The following is a 17,473-nucleotide window of genomic DNA, read 5'->3' as shown; positions in this document are numbered from 1 at the left end:
CCACGGTGCCTTCTTCGGCATCGGCTCGGTGGTCGCCGCCGAACTGGTCGCCCCTGAGAAGAAGGCCGGTGCGATCGCCATGATGTTCAGCGGTCTGACCGTCGCCAATGTGGTCGGCGTCCCGCTGGGCACAATGATCGGCCAGTCCGCCGGCTGGCGCGTCACCTTCGCAGGCGTCGCCGCGCTCGGTTTGATCGGGTTGCTGGGCATAGCCAAGCTGGTCCCCGAGCTTCCGAAGCCTGAAGGCGTGCGCCTCCGTCACGAACTGGCCGCCTTCAAGAACGTCCAGGTTCTCCTGGCCATGGCGATGACCGTGCTCGGGTTCGGCGGCGTCTTCGCGGCCATCACCTACATCGCGCCGATGATGACGCACGTCGCAGGCTTCGCAGACGGGTCCGTCACCTGGCTGCTGGTCCTCTTCGGCCTGGGCATGGTCGGCGGGAACCTGGTGGGCGGCAAGTTCGCCGACCGGGCGCTGATGCCGATGCTGTACGTGTCCTTGGGCGGCCTGGCCACGGTGCTCGCCCTGTTCACGGTCACGGCGCACAACAAAGTCCTCGCGGCCATCACGATCGCGCTGATCGGCGCCCTGGGGTTCGCCACCGTGCCGCCGCTGCAGAAGCGCGTCCTCGACCAAGCGCACGGCGCTCCCACGTTGGCCTCGGCTGTCAACATCGGCGCCTTCAACCTCGGCAACGCCCTGTCGGCCTGGCTGGGCGGCCTCGTCATCGCCGCAGGCATGGGCTACACCGCCCCCAACTGGGTCGGCGTCGTCCTTGCCACGGGCGCGCTCGTCCTTGCCGTTCTCTCGGCCGCCCTGGAGCGGCGAGCCGTCGCCCGCAGCGCTGTCATCGCCGGTGGCGCTCCCGCCGAACAGCGGGCCGCCATCGACCACTGACCGGAGTCGAGCTCTGTGCGGGGCCAGGGTCGTCCCCGCACGCTCTCGACTCAGCACCACCTGTTGCGACTCGGTACCACCTACAAGGAGAAGCCCGCTCATGAGCACCACCACCGCCGTTGCTCCGCTGACCACCGAGGACGCCGAGGTTCTCGTCGCAGCGGCCCGCCGTGCCGCCGAAGTCTCCGGAGTCCGGGTCAGCGTCTCCGTCCTCGACGCGGGCGGTCACCCGCTGGCCTTCCGGCGTGATGACCAGGCCGTGTTGATCTCCGGCGAGACCAGCACCCGCAAGGCCTACACGGCACTCCAGTTGGACTCTGCCACGGCGGACCTCGTCGAGGCGGTCCAGCCCGGCGGTCTCTTCCACACCCTGCCCACCGCGCTCGACCGCCCGCTTCTGTTCATCGCGGGCGGCGTTCCGGTCCACCGTGACGGCCGTCTGATCGGCGCGATCGGCGTCGGCGGCGGTGCACCGGACCAGGACCACGGCTTCGCCGTAGCCGCCGTGGACGCACTCGCCTGACATCGATTCAGCACAGACGCGCCGGTCTCCCACGTCTGGGGGACCGGCGTTTCCTTGCTGCCGGCTGCCAGGCCGCCGCCGTCTTCTAGCCGGCCGCCACCGTCAGGGGAGCGAACCGTCGTGTCCAGTCCCCGGGCAGCTCCGAGATCCCGTACGTCATCACCGCGTTGAAGCCGGTGGACACGAGGCCGTGCTCCTTCACCCAGGACAGCAGCTCTTCGTGCCGGACGTCGATGTCGGTGCGCAGCGGGCCGTCGATGTGATCGGCCAGCGAGGCGATGAGTGCCTTCGCCGTCTCTGTGTCGCGGGCGATCAGTGGACCCACCACGTGGTTGTCCATATTGGGCCAGGCGGCCGCGTATCCGGTGATCCGGCCGGCCTCCTCGGCGACGCGCAGTTGGTCGGAGAAGGCGGGCAGCCGCGTGATCACATGGGTACGGTCGCAGCCGAAGACCTCCTCGTCGAGCCGGAGGACCGTGGTGAGGTCGCCGGCCGTGGCCGGGCGCGTGAAGACCTTGGGATGCGGCCCACCGGTGACGAAGTGGCCGCTGACCATCTCCACCCGGCCGGTGACCTTGAAGCCCAACTCCTCGTAGAGCGGACGGCCGTACGGCGTGGCGTGCAGCGTCAGCGGGGTGGTGCCCACCTCCTCGACGACATGTCGCATCAGACGTCGGCCAACTCCCTGGCGGGCGTGCCGCTTGGCGACGAGCACCATGCCGATTGCGCTGAGATCAGGGCGTTCGCGCGAGCCGTACTCGGTCACGACACAGACTGTGAGAAGTCCGCCGTCGGGTGCGTCGATGCCGTATCCCGTCCCTGCGGCGAGGAGGAGGCCCCACTTGTGTTCCTCGCGGGGCCAGCCTCGATCCTCGGACAGGTCGGCGCAGGCGGTGAGATCGCGAAGCGTCAGGCGACGAATGGGCAGAGCGGCGAGGGAAGGTGTCGGCACGCAGGTCAGGCTGTCTGACCGGCACCTGCGCCGTCCACCTGTTTGCGGGTAGACGTACACGCTTTTGGCCAGGCTCTACGCCACCACACAGCACGTGGACAGATGTTTCACGTGAAACATCTCGTGTTTCCCAGCCGCGTCCTCGGTCGAGCCAATTGATCCGGCAGGGATTCTCAGTGCTGCAACCAGAGTGCAGATCACGAACCGGCTTTGTGAAGAATTCGAGGTGAACCGGGCCGACTCTGCGACCTACGACGACTTACTGCCTGACTGTTCGGCCCTGTATCGGAATCCGTGGCGCTCTGTGCGGATCGCGATCTGATGGCCCTCGTCCGCCCATCTCTGCGAAGTCCCAACCTGTGGGGAGTCCATGAATTGATCCTTCGAACCTGGCAATTGAGGCGACTCATGCTTGGGTCCCGTGATGCCTGAGTCCCGCCCATTCGTGCTCAAGGGCGGCGGGACTTGTGCCTGAGGAGGGTGCCGGTATGGTCGAGTCCGGTTCGCGTCCACGGCGATGTACGCACGTCGCCTGGAGGCGCGAACGCATGCCAAAGCAGCCTAACGGGATGGAGAGATCGAAGACCCGCATTTTCCGTTATGCGGCCGGGAGTTGGCCCGGGATGGGATGCTGCGATTACTGCGGCCAATGTCACATTCTCTCCTTACTTGTCCGTACGGAGCGGTAATCCGGGTTCAATGTGGCCGCATTGACCGATGGAGACTGAACCGGGAACGAATGCGAGCCGTCTGCGGGGGAAAGCAGGCATCTTCCGACCGCGGAGGTGCGCAGATCGACCGAAAGAAGTTCGAGGCGAGGCACACCCATGGACGCTCCGACCACCACGTCGGCCGACAACGGCACTTCCGGCGGCAACAGCGGGGGTGGCTGGTTCACACCACGCAAGGATCCGGCACCGTCGTCCGTCGGCGGGGAGCAGGAGCCGGAGGCGAGCCGGTTGGCCGCGTTGCGACCGGTGGGTCGGCCGACCGAGAGCAGGCCGACAGAAGCGGGTCGCGCCGGACGCACTCCTCGCGCACGCGAGGGCTCACCGCCGCAGGAGCGAATACGGGCCGTCGAGCACTCCGGGACCGCTCACACTCCGAGCCCCGAGGCCGCACCTGTCCCAGCGGCGCATCGCGAGCAGGGGCCCCCTCCTGAAGCCGTTCGACCTCAGCCAGGACCCGCACGGCCCGAGCATGGCTCTCCGCGGCCTGAATCCGGCTCTGCGCAGTCCAGCCACGGCTCTCCACGACCCCAACCGATCCCGGAGCAGCCCGCGAACGCGCCGGAGCCGCACGTGTCCGCCCAGAGTTCCGTCTCCACTCCTGAGGCGTCTCCGGACGCCGTACTGGTCCGTCGGACCATGGCTGAGGTCGGCCCCATCGCCGACAAGGTCACCTCCTACTTCTACGCACTGCTCTTCGTGCGTCATCCGGAACTGCGGTCGTTGTTCCCCGCCGCGATGGACACCCAGCGGGACCGGCTGCTCAAGGCGCTGCTGACCGCGGCCGAGCACATCGACAACACCGAGATCCTCGTCGCGTACCTGCAGAACCTCGGCCGTGGACACCGCAAGTACGGCACCAGGCCCGAGCACTACCCGGCCGTCGGGGAGTGTCTGATCGGCGCGCTCAGCCGGTTCGCCTCGGCGGTCTGGGACCCAGAGACCGAGGCGGCCTGGGTCCGCACGTACACGACGATCTCCCAGGTCATGATCGACTCGGCGGCCCGCGACGAACTGCGAGCACCGGCCTGGTGGTACGCCGAAGTGGTCTCGCACGACCTCAGGACCTCGGACATCGCGGTCATCACGGTCCGCCCGGACCAGCCGTACCCTTTCCTCGCCGGGCAGTACACGAGCCTGGAGACGCCATGGTGGCCGCGGATCTGGCGCCACTACTCCTTCGCCTCGGCGCCCCGCTCGGACGGGCTGCTTTCGTTCCATGTCAAGGCGATTCCGGCAGGTTGGGTGTCCAACGCGCTGGTGCACCGCGCCCGGCCCGGTGACATCATCCGGCTTGGCCCGCCGACCGGTTCGATGACCGTCGACCACACCACCGACAGCGGACTGCTCTGCCTGGGCGGCGGCACCGGCATAGCGCCCATCAAGGCGCTGGTCGAGGATGTCGCAGAGCACGGCGAGCGGCGCCCGGTCGAGGTCTTCTACGGAGCCCGTACCGGCCACGACCTGTACGACATCGACACGATGCTGCGGCTCCAGCAGAGCCACCCGTGGCTCGAGGTGCGCCCGGTGATCGACCAGCAGGCCCATCTCCAACTGCCTGATGTCATACGCGAGTACGGGCCGTGGGACGAGTACGACGCCTACCTCTCGGGTCCACCCGGGATGATCCGCAGCGGGGTGGACGCGCTCAGGGACATAGGCATCCCGTCGGACCGGATACGCCACGACGCGGTGGAAGAACTCGTCCTGACCGGGGACTGACCTCAGGCCGGCATCGGCAAAGACCGACACGTCATGGGACGGCAGAGCGTCAGCCCAGATCGGGCGCGTGCATTGCCCGTACGCCCTCGATGTTCCCGTCGAGATAGTGCCGCAGGGACAGCGGGACGAGGTGGACGGAGGCAATACCGACGCGGGTGAACGGAACCCGCACCGTTTCATACTCGCCGCACGGCTCATCGATCTCGGGGCCGTGCCGCAGCGCCGGATCCATGGACTCCAGTCGGCAGACGAAGAAGTGCTGCACCTTCACGCCGGTCGCGCCGTCGTCGCCGATGTGCTCGACGGTGTCGACGAAGCAGGGCACCACATCGATGACCTTGGCGCCGAGTTCCTCGTGAACCTCACGGTGGAGCGCGTCGACGACAGTCGCGTCCTCCGGTTCGACCCCGCCACCGGGTGTGAGCCAGTAGGGATCGACGCCGGGTTTGGTGCGCTTGATGAGAATCAGGTCGTCGCCATCCAGCAGGATGGCGCGGGCGGTGCGCTTGACCACGGGTCGGACGGTCATGGGAGGAATGTGGCCCGGTTGGTTCCACGTGAAACATCGCGAAGCCGTCAGGGCGTCAGGAGAAGGCCCAGAGGGGAGAGGCAGGAAGGGAGAGGAAGGGAGGCCCGGAGGGGACTTCACGACCAGTCGGCCGCGGCACGCAGCAGCCACTCGTGTGCCCGTGCGATATGAGGCATGGCGAGAGTGCCGGTGCGGACCACCAGAAAGTATGTACGCAGCGGTGGCACCGCCGGATCGAGGAGCGCCACGACATCGCCGCGTTCCAGGGCGGCGGCGCACAGATACCGGGGCAGTACAGCGAGGCCCGCGCCCGTGGTGGCGCAGGCTAGCACCGCGCGGAGATCGGGCACGACGACGGTTCCGGAGGCCACCGGGTGGCAGTCGAAGACGGAGGCCCAGTAGCGGGCGACGAGTGGGAGGGACTCGTGCACCTCGACGACGGGAAACTTCTCCAGCGCATGGGCGCCCTTGCGGCGCAGCTTGCCGGGACCGATGCGGCCGGCCCAACGCGGGGCGGCGACCAGAACGTGCTCCTCGTCGCAGAGCGGAGTCGCCGTGAGCAGTGGGCCGCGCGGTTGGGCTGTGGTGATGGCCAGATCATGATGTCCGGCAGCGAGCCCCTCCAGCGCTTCCTCGGCGTTCCCGAACGAGGCGCGCAGAGCGAAACCCTGATCGTCGTCGCCCGTCAGCTCCGTGAGCGCGGGCAGAGCCCGTTCGGCGATGAACTCCGGCGGCCCGGCGAGGTGCAGGGTGCGTAGGGAGGAGTCCTCCTCGAGCCCGGTCTCGGCGATCTGCACCAGGGCGTCGAGATGCGGTGCGGCCTTGTGGGCCAGCTCGTCACCGATGGTCGTGGGGGTCACCCCGCGGGCCTGACGTAGGAAGAGGGGCCTCCCCAGCTGCCGCTCCAGTGCGCGGATCTGCGAGGTGACGGCAGGCTGCGAGAGTCCGAGCAGTGCGGCGGCTCGGGTGAAGGAGCCGGCACGATGCACCGTCACAAACGTGCGCAGCAGCGCCAGATCCACGGTGTCCCTCCCCTCCCACCACTCCCGGCCGAGCCCCAACTATAAATAAGTCGATAGGTCGCTGTCGCTACTTTGATTGGACACTGACACAGAGTCAACTAGCTTTGTTCGCGCGGTTCTTCGCGCGTGGAACCGGGACGGTCCGAGCCACGAGGGGGGAGGCTCGGACCGTCCGTCGTACAGAGCGAGGCACCAAAGCCCGCAGCTCGGACGGGTGCGGCCCCCTACTCGCCCGCCGCTCGGGCTCACGGCTCGCTCGGGAAGAGTTCGGGAAGAGCTCGGTCCCCGGATCGGTGAGGACGCGGATCGGTGAAGACGCCGTTCGGTGAGGGAGAACTCAGTCCCCTGACTCGTCCAGCGCCCGCAGCACATCCGTCACCAAGTCCTCCGGATCCTCCGCGCCGGCGGAGAAACGGATGAAGCCCTCGGGCACCGCGTCCCCGCCCCACCGCCCGCGCCGCTCGGCCGTGGACCGTACCCCGCCGAAGCTCGTCGCGTCGTCCACCAGCCGCAGCGCGTCGAGAAAACGATCGGCACGCGCGCGCGTGGGCAGCGTGAAGGACACCACGCACCCGAAGCGCCGCATCTGCTGCGAGGCGATCTTGTACGAGGGGTCGTCCGGCAGCCCCGGATAGCGCAGCCCGGTCACCTCGGGCCGATTCCGCAGTGCCTCGGCGATGGTCAGGGCGTTGGCCGTCTGCCGGTCGGCACGCAGGTGGAGTGTGGCGAGCGAGCGGTGTGCCAGCCATGCCTCCATGGGGCCGAGGATCGCGCCGACCACCTTCCGCCAGCGTCGTACGGGAGCCATCAGAGCGGCGTCGCGCGCGGTGACGTATCCCAGGAGGATGTCGCCGTGTCCGGTGAGCATCTTGGTGCCGCTGGCCACGGAGAAGTCGGCGCCCAGCTCCAGCGGGCGCTGCCCGAGCGGGGTCGCCAGTGTGTTGTCGACGGCGACGAGGGTGCCCTGCGCGTGGGCCGCCTCGACGAGCCGGCGTATGTCGCACACGTCGAGCCCCGGGTTCGACGGGGTCTCGATCCACAGCAGCTTCGCGCCGTCGAGCACGTCGAGCTGGGCGTCGCCGCCGGTCGGGGCGGTGCGTACCTCGATGCCGAACGCGGTCAGCTGCTCGCGCACCAGGGGCAGCACCTGGTAGCCGTCGTCCGGCAGGACCACGATGTCGCCGGCTCGCAGCTGGGAGAAGAGGACCGCCGAGATGGCGGCCATGCCCGAGGGGAAGGCGAGCGTCTCGACGTCGTCCTGGCCGGGGGCCTCCAGTTCGCCGATGGCGCGCTCCAGGAGCGTCCAGGTCGGGTTCTCGTCACGGCCGTAGGTGTACGGGCCGGTGGGCTCTCCCGGCAGGTGGAAGTGCGCGGCGAAGACCGGGCCCGGGAGCGTCGGCTCGTACTTGACGGGTTCGGGCAGTCCGGCCCGCACCGCGCGTGTGCCGTCACCGCTCCCCGTGACGAAATCCCCTGAGGTCATGCCGCTCGTCCCTCCACTTGCTCCTGTACGGCGGCCAGCAGCCCGCGGCTCGCCGACTCCACCATCTCAAGACACTCCTCGAAGCCTTCTATATGTCCGTAATACGGATCAGGAACGTCGGGGTCGGCGCCCGCGTCGGGGTCGTACGAACGCAGCAGCCGGACCTTCTCCGCGTCCTGAGGTGTGGATGCGAGGCGGCGCAGGGCCCTGAGGTGGCCGGAGTCGAGGGCGATGACGAGGTCGAGGCGGGCGAACCACGAGGCCTGGAACTGCCGGGCCACGTGGTCGCTCCCGTAACCGTGCGCCTCCAGTACGGCGACGGCGCGCGGGTCGGCGCCGTCGCCCTGGTGCCAGCCATCCGTGCCCGCGCTGTCTACCTCGACCATGCCTTCGAGTCCGGCCTCTTCTATACGGGCGCGGAAGACGGACTCGGCCATCGGGGAGCGACAGATGTTGCCGGTGCAGACGAAACAGACGGAATAGGTCATCGGACGTGCTCAGTCCTTGCCGTCGGGCAGGACGACGTTGAGTGCCCAGGACACGACCGAGATGATCAGGCCGCCCAGGACGGCGGTCCAGAAGCCCTCGACGTGGAAACTCAGGTCCAGCTTGTCGGACAGCCACGAGGTGAGCAGCAGCATCAGGGCGTTGACCACAAGGGTGATCAGGCCGAGCGTGAGGATGAAGAGCGGGAAGGTCAGCACCTTCACGACCGGCTTGACCAGGAAGTTCACCAGGCCGAAAACCAGTGCGACGAGCAGGAGCGTGCCGACCTTCTTGCCGGTGCTGTCACCGGTCAGGGTGATCTTGTCCAGCACCCAGACGGCGACGGCCAGGGCCGCCGCGTTGGCGATCGTCTTGACTACGAAATTCTTCATGTGTCTGATCGTGGCAGAAGAGATCGACTGGCGAGCGCGGCTGTGGACAGAGCAGACCGTGTACGAGAGCGGACGAGGGCGATGAAGGCATTCCGGCTGGATGAACTGGAGGCGGAACGCGCCGCCAACGACGGTGCCTATCTGCAGTTTCTGCGAGAGCGGAACATGTCGGTCGGTCTGTACGCGCTCGACGCGGGGGACCAGGACCCGCAGCGGCCCCACCAGCAGGACGAGGTGTACTTCATCGTGAGCGGGCGGGCCTCGATCACGGTCGGTCTGGAGACCACGCAGGTGGCGCGGGGCAGTGTCGTCTACGTCCCCGCGGGGGTCGCCCACAAGTTCCATCACATCACCGAGGACCTGCGGGTTCTGGTGGTGTTCTCTCCGCCCGAGAGCTGACTGCCGTCTCGGGGTTCCCTAGGGGAACGGTCAGGGGGGAACAAGGGGTGCGAGGCCCCCGTCCGGCCCCTCCCGGATCTAGCATCGAATGCAAGACATGCAAGACATGCGAGACATCGGAGAACCCGGAATCAGTGTCCCGACTTGGGGCGACGGGCGGACAGAGGCAAGGACAAGGGCGATGCGAGAGATCTTCAACGGTATGCCGTGGTGGGTGAAGTGGGTCGCGGTGCCGGTCATCGCCCTCGTGGTGTTCGGTGGCCTGATAGCGACCGTCGTCGGCTTCGTCATCGGCCTGCTCTTCAAGGCGCTGATCTTCGTCGCGCTGGTCGGCGGACTGATCTACGTCGTGCGGAAGTTCACGACGAGTTCGTCGTCGCGCAGCGACTGGTGAGGTGACGGGGAGACGCGAGTGGGTGAGCGATCGGTAACGGGTGGGCCGGTAAAGGGAAGCTGAGGTTCCCTCGGCCGGGGGAAGTTTCCCGGCGGGGCGGCCTGCGGGCGGTGACGGGCGGTTAAAGTCCGGAAGCTCGACGCGGGGTCGACCCTCGCGAGCAGCGCACACCTCCCTCCCGTGTTCCCCCGCACGGGCGGTCCCCCTCGCGCTCAGGGAGTGCCCCTTGGCCACGGTTGACACCGCACCCGCAAGCTCACACGCTCCACCTGTCCAGCGGTCCGGAGCGTCTGCGGGGTCCCGTGTCCCGCCGACCCAGCCACGCACGTCGCCTACGGAGGCGCAGCCGAAGACCTCGCCCCCAGAGACGCACGACGGGCGGACGTCAACCGCTGAGCACGACGGACGGACGTCAACCGCTGAGCACGACGGACGCACGTCATCCACCGAGACAGGCACTCGGCACGCTCCGACGCGCACCCCGCCCGCGGCCTCCCACGCGCTGCTCGTCGGGGCACGAACGCCCCCGGCCGAGGCCGCGTCGCTGGACCCGCACCCCACGACCCTCATCGGCTCCGTCCAGCGGGCGATGCGCCTTCTGGAGGCTGTCGCCGCGCGTGAGCACGGAGCGCCCGCCAAACAGCTCGCCCGGGAGGCGGGGCTCGCGCTTCCGACGGCGTACCACCTGCTGCGCACTCTGGCCCACGAGGGCTATCTGCGCCGAGAGAAGGGGCTGTTCTTCCTCGGTGAGGCCGCCGAGCGGTTGAGCAGTAGCGGAGCCCAGCAGAAACGTCGCAGCACGATGAGCGACGTACTCGCGCACTGGCGCGATTCGATCGGCGTACCGGTGTACTACGCGACGTACCGCGACGGTGAGATCGAGGTCCTGTCCGTCGCCGACACACCGGGCAATCCCGCGGTCCAGGAGTGGGCCGACTTCCGGGAGACCGGGCACGCCCACGCGATCGGCCAGTGTTTGCTGTCGCAGCTGGACGAGAAGGCCCGCAGGGATCATCTCGACCGCTATCCGGTGCAGTCGATCACTCCGTACACGGTGCGTGACAGTGACAGTCTGTTGCGGCGCCTGGAACGCATTGGGCGGATGGAGCCCGTGATCGAACGACAGGAGTACGCGCTGGGCACGGTCTGCGCCGCGATTCCCATCACCGTCGGCACCACCGCATCGACCGTGGCCATCTCCGTACCGTCGCACCAGGCCGCCCGACTCCTGCCCGCCGCACGCCAGTTGCAAGGGGAAATCGGCAGGGCGCAAGGGACACTCGCCATCTCTATCAGTATCTGAAAACTCACTCCTTGTGATCTGCCGTGTACGTTGAGCAAGATTCCAGCAGTGTCAGGGGGACGATTCCTGGCCAGTCGACCGCAAACGACGGGGTAGGCGATGCGTGAGTCGGTACAGGCAGAGGTCATGATGAGCTTCCTCGTGTCGGAGGAGCTCTCCTTCCGGATTCCGGTGGAGCTGCGCTACGAGACCTGTGATCCGTACGCCGTGCGGCTGACCTTTCACTTGCCCGGCGACGCGCCTGTGAACTGGGCGTTCGGACGGGAGTTGCTGGTCGACGGCGTGGGCCGGCCGTGTGGCGACGGCGATGTGCACATCGCACCGGCCGACCCGGACGCGTTCGGTGAGGTGCTGATCCGGCTTCAGGTCGGCGGTGATCACGCGCTGTTCAGGTCCGGTGCGGCGCCGCTCGTGGCGTTCCTCGACCGCACGGACAAGCTGGTGCCGCTCGGGCAGGAGCGCTCCCTCGCCGACTTCGACACCCACCTCGACGAGGCGCTGGACCGCATCCTGGCGGAGGAGCAGAGCGCGGGCTGAGCGCCGCCTCGCTCCCGAGTGGAGTAACGCTTCCTCTCAACCAGCCCCCTGCGTACGGGACAGCGGTCGCGGCGCGCGTCAAGTGCCCTTGGGCGCCACGTGACTTCAGTGCTTGCGGCGGCGGCCCTTCCCGCCGCGTACCGGCGTCCTGGCGGCCCCCACGGGCTCCACAGGGTCGCCAGGAGCCCCAGCCCCGGGCCGGCCGGCCGGAGCCCCCGTGCGGTCGGCCGAGACGACCAGGGCGGCCAGAGCGGTGGTGACCGGAACAGAGGCGACCAGGCCGATCGATCCGACCAGGGTGCGCACGATCTCCTCGGCGACCAGTTCGCTGTTGGCGACCGAGCCGATGCTGCTCTGCGCGATCGAGAAGAGCAGCAGGAGGGGCAGCGCCGCGCCCGCGTAGGCCAGGACGAGCGTGTTGACGACCGAGGCGATGTGGTCGCGGCCGATGCGGATGCCCGCGCGGTACAGCCCGCGCCAGCCCATCGCCGGATTCGCCTCGTGCAGCTCCCAGACCGCGGAGGTCTGCGTCACTGTCACGTCGTCGAGCACACCGAGCGAACCGATGATGACGCCGGCGAGCAGCAGACCGCTCATGTCGATGGACGGATACAGGCCGTGGATCAGGCCGGTGTTGTCGTCCGTGTTGCCGGTCAGCGCGGCCCAGCCGATGAACACGGAGCCGAGCACCCCGATCAGCAGCAGCGAGAGCAGGGTGCCGATCACCGCCACCGATGTCCGGGCCGAGAGGCCATGGCACATGTAGAGCGCGATCAGCATGATGGCGCTGGCTCCGACGACCGCCACGACCAGCGGGTTCGAGCCCTGCAGGATCGCGGGCAGGATGAAGAACGTCAGGATCATGAAGCTGACGGCCAGTGCGACCAGAGCCATGACGCCGCGCAGCCGGCCCACGCCCACGACGATCAGCGCGAAGATCCCGGCGAGCACCGCCATCGGGATCCTGCGGTTCACGTCGCTGACCGAGTACTGCAAGTCCTTGGGCGCGGAGGGCTCGTACGCGACCACGACCTTCTCGCCCTGGTGCAACTGGCGTGACTGGTCCGGCTGGACGATCTCGGTGAAGGTACGGCCCTTGTCGCTGCCGGTGTCGACCCTGATCGTCGCCTTCTTGCAGTCGCCCGTCGCCTGCTGCTGTGCCGAGGAGCCCTCGGCGGTGGAGGTGTCGCCGGTCGGGGTCTCCCCCGAGGCGTTCACAGAATCGCAGTCCACCTGGTCGATCTTGGTGACCGTCGCCTGCTGGGTCTGCCGGTCGAAACCGACGCCGGTGCGCTCGTGCCCCGGTGCGCCGCCGGGCCAGAGCACCACGAGCCCCACGACGACCGCGGCGGCGAACGGGATCAGCACCGCGCCGATGACCTTGCGCAGATGCTTGGAGACGGGGGCGGCGGGGCCATGGCTGTGACTGTGGGAATGGCCGTGGCTGTCGCCGGACCCCTGGCCGCCACCAGCCCCGTGGCCGCCGCCAGGCTCCTGCCCGCCGCCTGGTCCCGGGCCGTCACCGGGCCCATGCCACCCACCGGCCCCCTGCCCACCGCCCGGCCCCTGCCCGCCACCAGGCCCGTGGCCGCCACCCGGCCCGTGCCCACCGCCCGGCCCCGGGACGTCGCCGCGCCCTCTGCCGCCACCCGGTCCGTGCCCTTGGTCGTGGCCGCTGCCGTGCCCGTGACCGTCGCCGGGGCCATGTCCGTGCGGCGGCTCGGACGGCGGAATAGGGGGCTGCTGCATCGTGGTCACCGACCGATCATCGCAAGAACGGACGGGGCCCACTGTTCAGCGCGCCCGATGTGACGCTAGCGTGGAGGCACCTTTGCACACGCGGGAGCTCGGAGCACCGGGCTGAGAGGGCGCTGACCTTCGTCTCAGCGATGTTTCACATGAAACATCGGCAGACGGAATCCGCTGCGTCGACCGCCGAACCTGTTACCGGGTAATGCCGGCGTAGGGAGTAGGTCTCATGACCAACAAGGACGTAGTAGGTACGCCTGCCTCCAGCCAGACGGACGGGGCTTCTTCCCCTGCCCAGAACGACGGGGCCGGGCAGTCCATCGGCTGGCACAAGGCGTACGTCGAGGGTTCGCGCCCCGATCTGCGGGTGCCGGTCCGTCAGGTACACCTCACCAACGGCCAGTCCGTCACGCTGTACGACACCTCCGGCCCGTACACCGATCCGACCGTCGACACCGACGTACGCAGGGGTCTGGCACCGCTGCGTGAGAACTGGATCATCGCCCGCGGCGACACCGAGGAATACGCGGGCCGCCCGATCCGTCCCGAGGACGACGGGATCAAGCACACCTCACCGCGCGGCGGCCTCCGTAACCTCGACGCGGTCTTCCCGGGGCGGCCGCGCCAGCCGCGCCGGGGCCGCTCCGGACAAGCCGTGACACAGCTCGCGTACGCCCGGCGCGGTGAGATCACACCTGAGATGGAGTTCGTGGCGGTTCGCGAGAACGTCGCCGCCGAGGTCGTACGCGAGGAGATCGCCGCCGGTCGCGCGGTGCTGCCCGTGAACGTCAACCATCCGGAGATCGAGCCGATGATCATCGGCAAGCGGTTCCTGGTGAAGGTCAACGCGAACATCGGCAACTCCGCGGTGACCTCCTCCATCGAGGAGGAGGTGGACAAGATGACCTGGGCCACGAAGTGGGGCGCGGACACGGTCATGGACCTGTCCACCGGCCGCAACATCCACACCACCCGTGAGTGGGTACTGCGCAACTCCCCCGTGCCGATCGGCACCGTGCCGCTCTACCAGGCCTTGGAGAAGGTGGACGGCCGCGCCGAGGAGCTGACCTGGGAGACCTACAAGGACACGGTCATCGAGCAGGCCGAACAGGGCGTGGACTACATGACGGTCCATGCGGGCGTGCGCCTGCCGTTCGTACCGCTCACCGCGAACCGCAAGACCGGCATCGTCTCGCGCGGCGGCTCGATCATGGCGGCGTGGTGCCTGGCCCACCACCAGGAGAGCTTCCTCTACGAGAACTTCGAGGAGCTGTGCGAGATTCTCGCCGCGTACGACGTCACGTACTCGCTCGGGGACGGGCTGCGGCCGGGGTCGATCGCGGACGCCAACGACGCGGCGCAGTTCGCGGAGTTGAGGACGCTCGGGGAACTCAACACGATCGCGAAGCGTTTCAACGTTCAGACCATGATCGAGGGCCCGGGACATGTCCCGATGCACAAGATCAAGGAGAACATCGACCTTCAGCAGGAGATCTGTGATGAAGCTCCGTTCTATACGCTCGGCCCGCTGACGACGGACGTCGCTCCGGCGTACGACCACATCACCTCCGGCATCGGTGCCGCGATGATCGCCTGGTGGGGCACGGCCATGCTCTGCTATGTCACGCCCAAGGAACACTTGGGCCTGCCCAACCGTGACGACGTCAAGACCGGCGTCATCACCTACAAGATCGCCGCCCACGCAGCCGACCTCGCCAAGGGGCACCCAGGTGCGCAGGTATGGGACGACGCGCTGTCCGACGCCCGTTTCGAGTTCCGCTGGGAGGACCAGTTCAACCTGGCCCTCGACCCCGACACGGCACGGGAGTTCCACGACGAGACCCTCCCGGCCGAGCCCGCCAAGACGGCCCACTTCTGCTCCATGTGCGGGCCGAAGTTCTGCTCCATGAAGATCAGCCACAGCATCACGGAGCAGTTCGGCGGTACGGCGGCCGCGGGGGCCTCCGCCGAGGAGGTCGCCGAGGGGATGCTGCAGAAGTCGAAGGAGTTCGCGGCGAGCGGGAACCGGGTGTATCTGCCGCTGGCTGACTGACTGGGAACGCGGGCAGTGCGCCGGGGCTGTTGGGACAGGTCCGGTGCACTGCCCGGCTGGCGGGCTCCGCAGGCTGCGACGTGCTCGAGCATGTAGCCGGCGAGCTCGGGCGGTTGGAGGTTGAGCGCGGTCACGGCCGGGTGTCACTCCGGCTGGTGTTCCGGCCCTCCGAAGTCCGGGCTGGAGAAGTCCGGGCTTGAGTAGCTCGGGCGTGGGCCGGCTGCCGGGCCGCCGTCGGGGCTGCTGAACCCCGGCCGGTTGTAGCCCAGTTGCGGCATGCGGCTCGTCGGTGTCGGCGACGGACGGCCGAATGCTGCCGAGCCCGGATCCGCGAGAGCTTCCCGGAGGAACGGCAGGATGCCGCGCTCCAGCAGAGCCTCGCGCCAGGCTTCCCTGGCCCGGGCGACCTGTTCGTCGAGCTCGCCGCGTGCTCCGGCCTGGAGCGAGGACGAGCCGTTGCGCAGGGCGGTGAGCAGGAGTCCGACCGCGGCGACCAGAATCGCGGCCGCTGTGACCGCGCCGAAGACCCACCCGGTGGTCAGGAGGGTCTTGGCGAACGCCGGCTCGGGGGTGATCATCTTCAGGATGTACCCCACGAGCAGGAATATCGCCGCGGCTGTCCCGGCGAGGACGGGGGCGAGCACCGCGACGATGGCGATGGCGCCCGCTCCGGCTGACTCGGTGACCTCCCCCACGGTGGCGGCGAGCCCCATCGCGCTCGAACCCGGCTCGGCGGAACCGGCTTCCTTGCGGACAGGCGGGGTGGTCGGCGCCGGCTGACGCAGTTCCTCACGGACCTTCACGTAGTGCTGGTACTCGGTTGCCGCTGCCACCGTGATGAGCGCGGTGGCGTTGAGCGCCATGGTGCGCAGTTGTTCCGGATTGAGCCGCTGGCCGACAGCGGCGAGTTCCGGGCGGTGTGGTGCGGAGCGCAGCGCCTCATCGAGGATCCGCTCATAGTCCTGGCGGTCCTCGCTCAGCAGGTGCTGCGGAACGCTGTTCATCTGCATCCCCCGATGCTCCGTAGGGCTGATGGCTCGCACGCTGACGAGCCGTTGGGCAGAAACGGAGGGGAGCCTGCTACGGATAGTCCGATGGTAGAGCGGTGATGGCACGCCGTGACAGGGGGTTTCCAGAAATTGCCCCCTGGCCGGCACGCTCCTTCGCAGGGCGAGGCCTGCCCGAAGAACCCTCAGTCGGCCAGTGGCAGTTGCTGGACCAGCAATTTTCCGGCCATGGTCACGCCGCCGTCCATCGCGATGGCCAGTCCGTCGGCGTAGAGATGCGGTCCCTCGACCACGGGGCCCGTACTGTCCTCGCCGTCCTCCGAGCCCACGTCGCCCAGGAGGTACGGGATGGGGCTGTGGCCATGGACGATGCGTGAACCGCCGTACATGTCCAGCAGGGAGCGCACGGCCTCGGCGCCGCCGTCGTCGCGGAAGGCGAAGCGCTTGGTGAACTTGCGGAACAGGTCCCAGCACTCGTCCGCGTCGTTGCGGGTGAGGGTTTCGCGGATGGTGTCGTTGACCGCCTCGATCGAGTCGCCGTAGTCGAGATAGGCGGTGGTGTCGGAGTGCACCAGGAGGTGTCCGTCGACCTGCTCCATGGCGTCCAGGCGGGCCATCCACTGCAGATGGTGGTCCTGGAGACGGTCCATGTCGGTCTTCTGGCCGCCGTTGAGCAGCCAGGCGGCCTGGAAGGTGGCGGTGCCCGCGCCGGAGTTGACGGGGGTGTCGGCGAAGCGCCTGGCGCCGAGGAGCAGCAGCTCGTGGTTGCCCATGAGCGCCTTGCAGTAGCCGCCGGCGGCGGCGGCCTCGGCGGACAGCCGCATCACGAGGTCGATCACACCGATACCGTCCGGGCCGCGGTCGGTGAAGTCCCCGAGGAACCACAGGCGCGCGGTCCCGGCCGACCAGTCGCCGGCGCCGTCGATGAGGCCCTGCTCCTGGAGCGCGGCGACGAGCTGGTCGAGATAGCCGTGCACATCGCCTACGACGTACAGCGGACCCGGTCCGTCGGCGCCCTCCGAAGCGGCGGGGTCAACAGCGACCTGAACCGTGTCACTCCGGTTGATGACGGGTAGATCGCGCCGCGTCGGCGTGTACCCCTCGGGTTCCTCGGTCGGCCCCGCGTCCTCGTCGGGTGGAGTGTCCTGCGCGAACGGACCGGTCTCGTGGACGTACGCGGGCACCCGGAAGTCGCGCAACGTCGCCGTCCGCGCCACCTCGGGTCCCTGACCGGCCCCCTGAGTCATCGACCCCTCCACCACCATCGCGCCGCATCTGCACCGGATCGGACTGCCT

Annotated in this window: 17 protein-coding genes and 1 riboswitch; of the genes, 8 read left to right on the top strand and 9 right to left on the bottom strand. The window is 68.5% G+C overall.

Annotated elements, in window-relative coordinates; translation table 11 throughout:
* Positions 1–898 (top strand): MFS transporter (locus ACFWP7_RS14705; RefSeq protein ID WP_384381294.1); only part of this gene is annotated, 898 nt, incomplete at its 5' end.
* A 100-nt stretch (positions 899–998) separates the two neighbouring features.
* Positions 999–1,421: a heme-binding protein gene (locus ACFWP7_RS14700; protein ID WP_384381292.1), complete on the top strand. Its 423-nt coding sequence runs from the start codon at positions 999–1,001 to the stop codon at positions 1,419–1,421.
* A gap of 85 nt (positions 1,422–1,506) precedes the next feature.
* Here the strand turns inward: ACFWP7_RS14700 and ACFWP7_RS14695 are convergent, their stop codons facing one another.
* Positions 1,507–2,373, bottom strand: a complete 867-nt coding sequence (locus ACFWP7_RS14695; protein ID WP_384381289.1) for a GNAT family N-acetyltransferase — start codon at positions 2,371–2,373, stop codon at positions 1,507–1,509.
* Between the two features lie 827 nt (positions 2,374–3,200).
* Here ACFWP7_RS14695 and ACFWP7_RS14690 point away from each other — a divergent pair.
* Entirely contained in the window at positions 3,201–4,823 is a 1,623-nt protein-coding gene (locus tag ACFWP7_RS14690; protein WP_384381288.1) for a globin domain-containing protein, read from the top strand.
* A gap of 49 nt (positions 4,824–4,872) precedes the next feature.
* On the opposite strand, the gene ACFWP7_RS14685 is transcribed toward ACFWP7_RS14690, so the two are convergent.
* From ACFWP7_RS14685 to ACFWP7_RS14665, 5 genes are all read right to left on the bottom strand, one after another.
* The gene (locus ACFWP7_RS14685) at positions 4,873–5,352 is read right to left on the bottom strand and encodes an NUDIX domain-containing protein (RefSeq protein WP_384381286.1); all 480 of its coding nucleotides are present in this window, start codon (positions 5,350–5,352) and stop codon (positions 4,873–4,875) included.
* Between the two features lie 116 nt (positions 5,353–5,468).
* Complete coding sequence (locus ACFWP7_RS14680) at positions 5,469–6,374, bottom strand: LysR family transcriptional regulator (RefSeq protein ID WP_384381284.1); 906 nt, start codon at positions 6,372–6,374, stop codon at positions 5,469–5,471.
* A 337-nt stretch (positions 6,375–6,711) separates the two neighbouring features.
* On the bottom strand, positions 6,712–7,857 hold the full coding sequence (locus ACFWP7_RS14675; RefSeq protein ID WP_384381282.1) for a cystathionine gamma-lyase: 1,146 nt from the start codon (positions 7,855–7,857) through the stop codon (positions 6,712–6,714).
* Positions 7,854–8,345, bottom strand: coding sequence for a low molecular weight protein-tyrosine-phosphatase (locus ACFWP7_RS14670; protein ID WP_384381280.1), 492 nt, complete (start codon positions 8,343–8,345; stop codon positions 7,854–7,856). The genes ACFWP7_RS14675 and ACFWP7_RS14670 overlap by 4 nt, the downstream gene beginning before the upstream one ends.
* Positions 8,346–8,354: 9 nt before the next feature.
* Positions 8,355–8,735 carry a phage holin family protein gene (locus ACFWP7_RS14665; protein ID WP_384381278.1) on the bottom strand — a complete coding sequence of 127 codons (381 nt, stop codon included), beginning with the start codon at positions 8,733–8,735 and terminating at the stop codon, positions 8,355–8,357.
* A gap of 81 nt (positions 8,736–8,816) precedes the next feature.
* On the opposite strand from ACFWP7_RS14665, the gene ACFWP7_RS14660 reads away from it, so the two are divergent.
* The 4 genes from ACFWP7_RS14660 (at position 8,817) to ACFWP7_RS14645 (ending at position 11,368) form a co-directional block, all read left to right on the top strand.
* Entirely contained in the window at positions 8,817–9,134 is a 318-nt protein-coding gene (locus ACFWP7_RS14660) for a cupin domain-containing protein (protein WP_266458532.1), read from the top strand.
* A 181-nt stretch (positions 9,135–9,315) separates the two neighbouring features.
* On the top strand, positions 9,316–9,528 hold the full coding sequence (locus ACFWP7_RS14655) for a DUF5326 family protein (protein WP_266458534.1): 213 nt from the start codon (positions 9,316–9,318) through the stop codon (positions 9,526–9,528).
* Between the two features lie 544 nt (positions 9,529–10,072).
* Complete coding sequence (locus ACFWP7_RS14650) at positions 10,073–10,831, top strand: IclR family transcriptional regulator (RefSeq protein ID WP_384381314.1); 759 nt, start codon at positions 10,073–10,075, stop codon at positions 10,829–10,831.
* 99 nt (positions 10,832–10,930) lie between these two features.
* Positions 10,931–11,368: an SsgA family sporulation/cell division regulator gene (locus ACFWP7_RS14645; protein WP_384381275.1), complete on the top strand. Its 438-nt coding sequence runs from the start codon at positions 10,931–10,933 to the stop codon at positions 11,366–11,368.
* A gap of 105 nt (positions 11,369–11,473) precedes the next feature.
* On the opposite strand, the gene ACFWP7_RS14640 is transcribed toward ACFWP7_RS14645, so the two are convergent.
* Entirely contained in the window at positions 11,474–13,126 is a 1,653-nt protein-coding gene (locus tag ACFWP7_RS14640) for a YibE/F family protein (RefSeq protein WP_384381273.1), read from the bottom strand.
* A gap of 71 nt (positions 13,127–13,197) precedes the next feature.
* Positions 13,198–13,354, top strand: a riboswitch (TPP riboswitch).
* On the opposite strand from ACFWP7_RS14640, the gene thiC reads away from it, so the two are divergent.
* Positions 13,347–15,170 (top strand): phosphomethylpyrimidine synthase ThiC, encoded by a 1,824-nt coding sequence (thiC, locus tag ACFWP7_RS14635; protein WP_384381271.1) that lies wholly within the window; start codon positions 13,347–13,349, stop codon positions 15,168–15,170. It overlaps the preceding riboswitch by 8 nt.
* A 143-nt stretch (positions 15,171–15,313) precedes the next feature.
* Here thiC and ACFWP7_RS14630 read toward each other — a convergent pair whose 3' ends face one another.
* Both ACFWP7_RS14630 and ACFWP7_RS14625 read right to left on the bottom strand, forming a co-directional pair.
* The gene (locus ACFWP7_RS14630; RefSeq protein WP_384381269.1) at positions 15,314–16,180 is read right to left on the bottom strand and encodes a hypothetical protein; all 867 of its coding nucleotides are present in this window, start codon (positions 16,178–16,180) and stop codon (positions 15,314–15,316) included.
* Between the two features lie 182 nt (positions 16,181–16,362).
* The gene (locus tag ACFWP7_RS14625) at positions 16,363–17,439 is read right to left on the bottom strand and encodes a metallophosphoesterase (RefSeq protein WP_384381312.1); all 1,077 of its coding nucleotides are present in this window, start codon (positions 17,437–17,439) and stop codon (positions 16,363–16,365) included.
* Positions 17,440–17,473: the final 34 nt, after the last annotated feature.

It is taken from the genome of Streptomyces sp. NPDC058470, from assembly GCF_042721055.1.
Lineage (GTDB): Bacteria > Actinomycetota > Actinomycetes > Streptomycetales > Streptomycetaceae > Streptomyces.
Note: the sequence above shows the minus strand (reverse complement) of the source record. Positions and strands in the feature narration are given on the sequence as shown.

What these genes read in the sequence shown, in the direction of transcription:
- ACFWP7_RS14700 (WP_384381292.1), top strand. Translation starts at nt 999, where the DNA reads ATGAGCACCACCACCGCCGTTGCTCCGCTGACCACCGAGGACGCCGAG.
- ACFWP7_RS14690 (WP_384381288.1), top strand. Translation starts at nt 3,201, where the DNA reads ATGGACGCTCCGACCACCACGTCGGCCGACAACGGCACTTCCGGCGGC.
- ACFWP7_RS14685 (WP_384381286.1), bottom strand. Translation starts at nt 5,352, where the DNA reads ATGACCGTCCGACCCGTGGTCAAGCGCACCGCCCGCGCCATCCTGCTG.
- ACFWP7_RS14675 (WP_384381282.1), bottom strand. Translation starts at nt 7,857, where the DNA reads ATGACCTCAGGGGATTTCGTCACGGGGAGCGGTGACGGCACACGCGCG.
- ACFWP7_RS14670 (WP_384381280.1), bottom strand. Translation starts at nt 8,345, where the DNA reads ATGACCTATTCCGTCTGTTTCGTCTGCACCGGCAACATCTGTCGCTCC.
- ACFWP7_RS14665 (WP_384381278.1), bottom strand. Translation starts at nt 8,735, where the DNA reads ATGAAGAATTTCGTAGTCAAGACGATCGCCAACGCGGCGGCCCTGGCC.
- ACFWP7_RS14660 (WP_266458532.1), top strand. Translation starts at nt 8,817, where the DNA reads ATGAAGGCATTCCGGCTGGATGAACTGGAGGCGGAACGCGCCGCCAAC.
- ACFWP7_RS14655 (WP_266458534.1), top strand. Translation starts at nt 9,316, where the DNA reads ATGCGAGAGATCTTCAACGGTATGCCGTGGTGGGTGAAGTGGGTCGCG.
- ACFWP7_RS14645 (WP_384381275.1), top strand. Translation starts at nt 10,931, where the DNA reads ATGCGTGAGTCGGTACAGGCAGAGGTCATGATGAGCTTCCTCGTGTCG.
- thiC (WP_384381271.1), top strand. Translation starts at nt 13,347, where the DNA reads ATGACCAACAAGGACGTAGTAGGTACGCCTGCCTCCAGCCAGACGGAC.
- ACFWP7_RS14630 (WP_384381269.1), bottom strand. Translation starts at nt 16,180, where the DNA reads ATGCAGATGAACAGCGTTCCGCAGCACCTGCTGAGCGAGGACCGCCAG.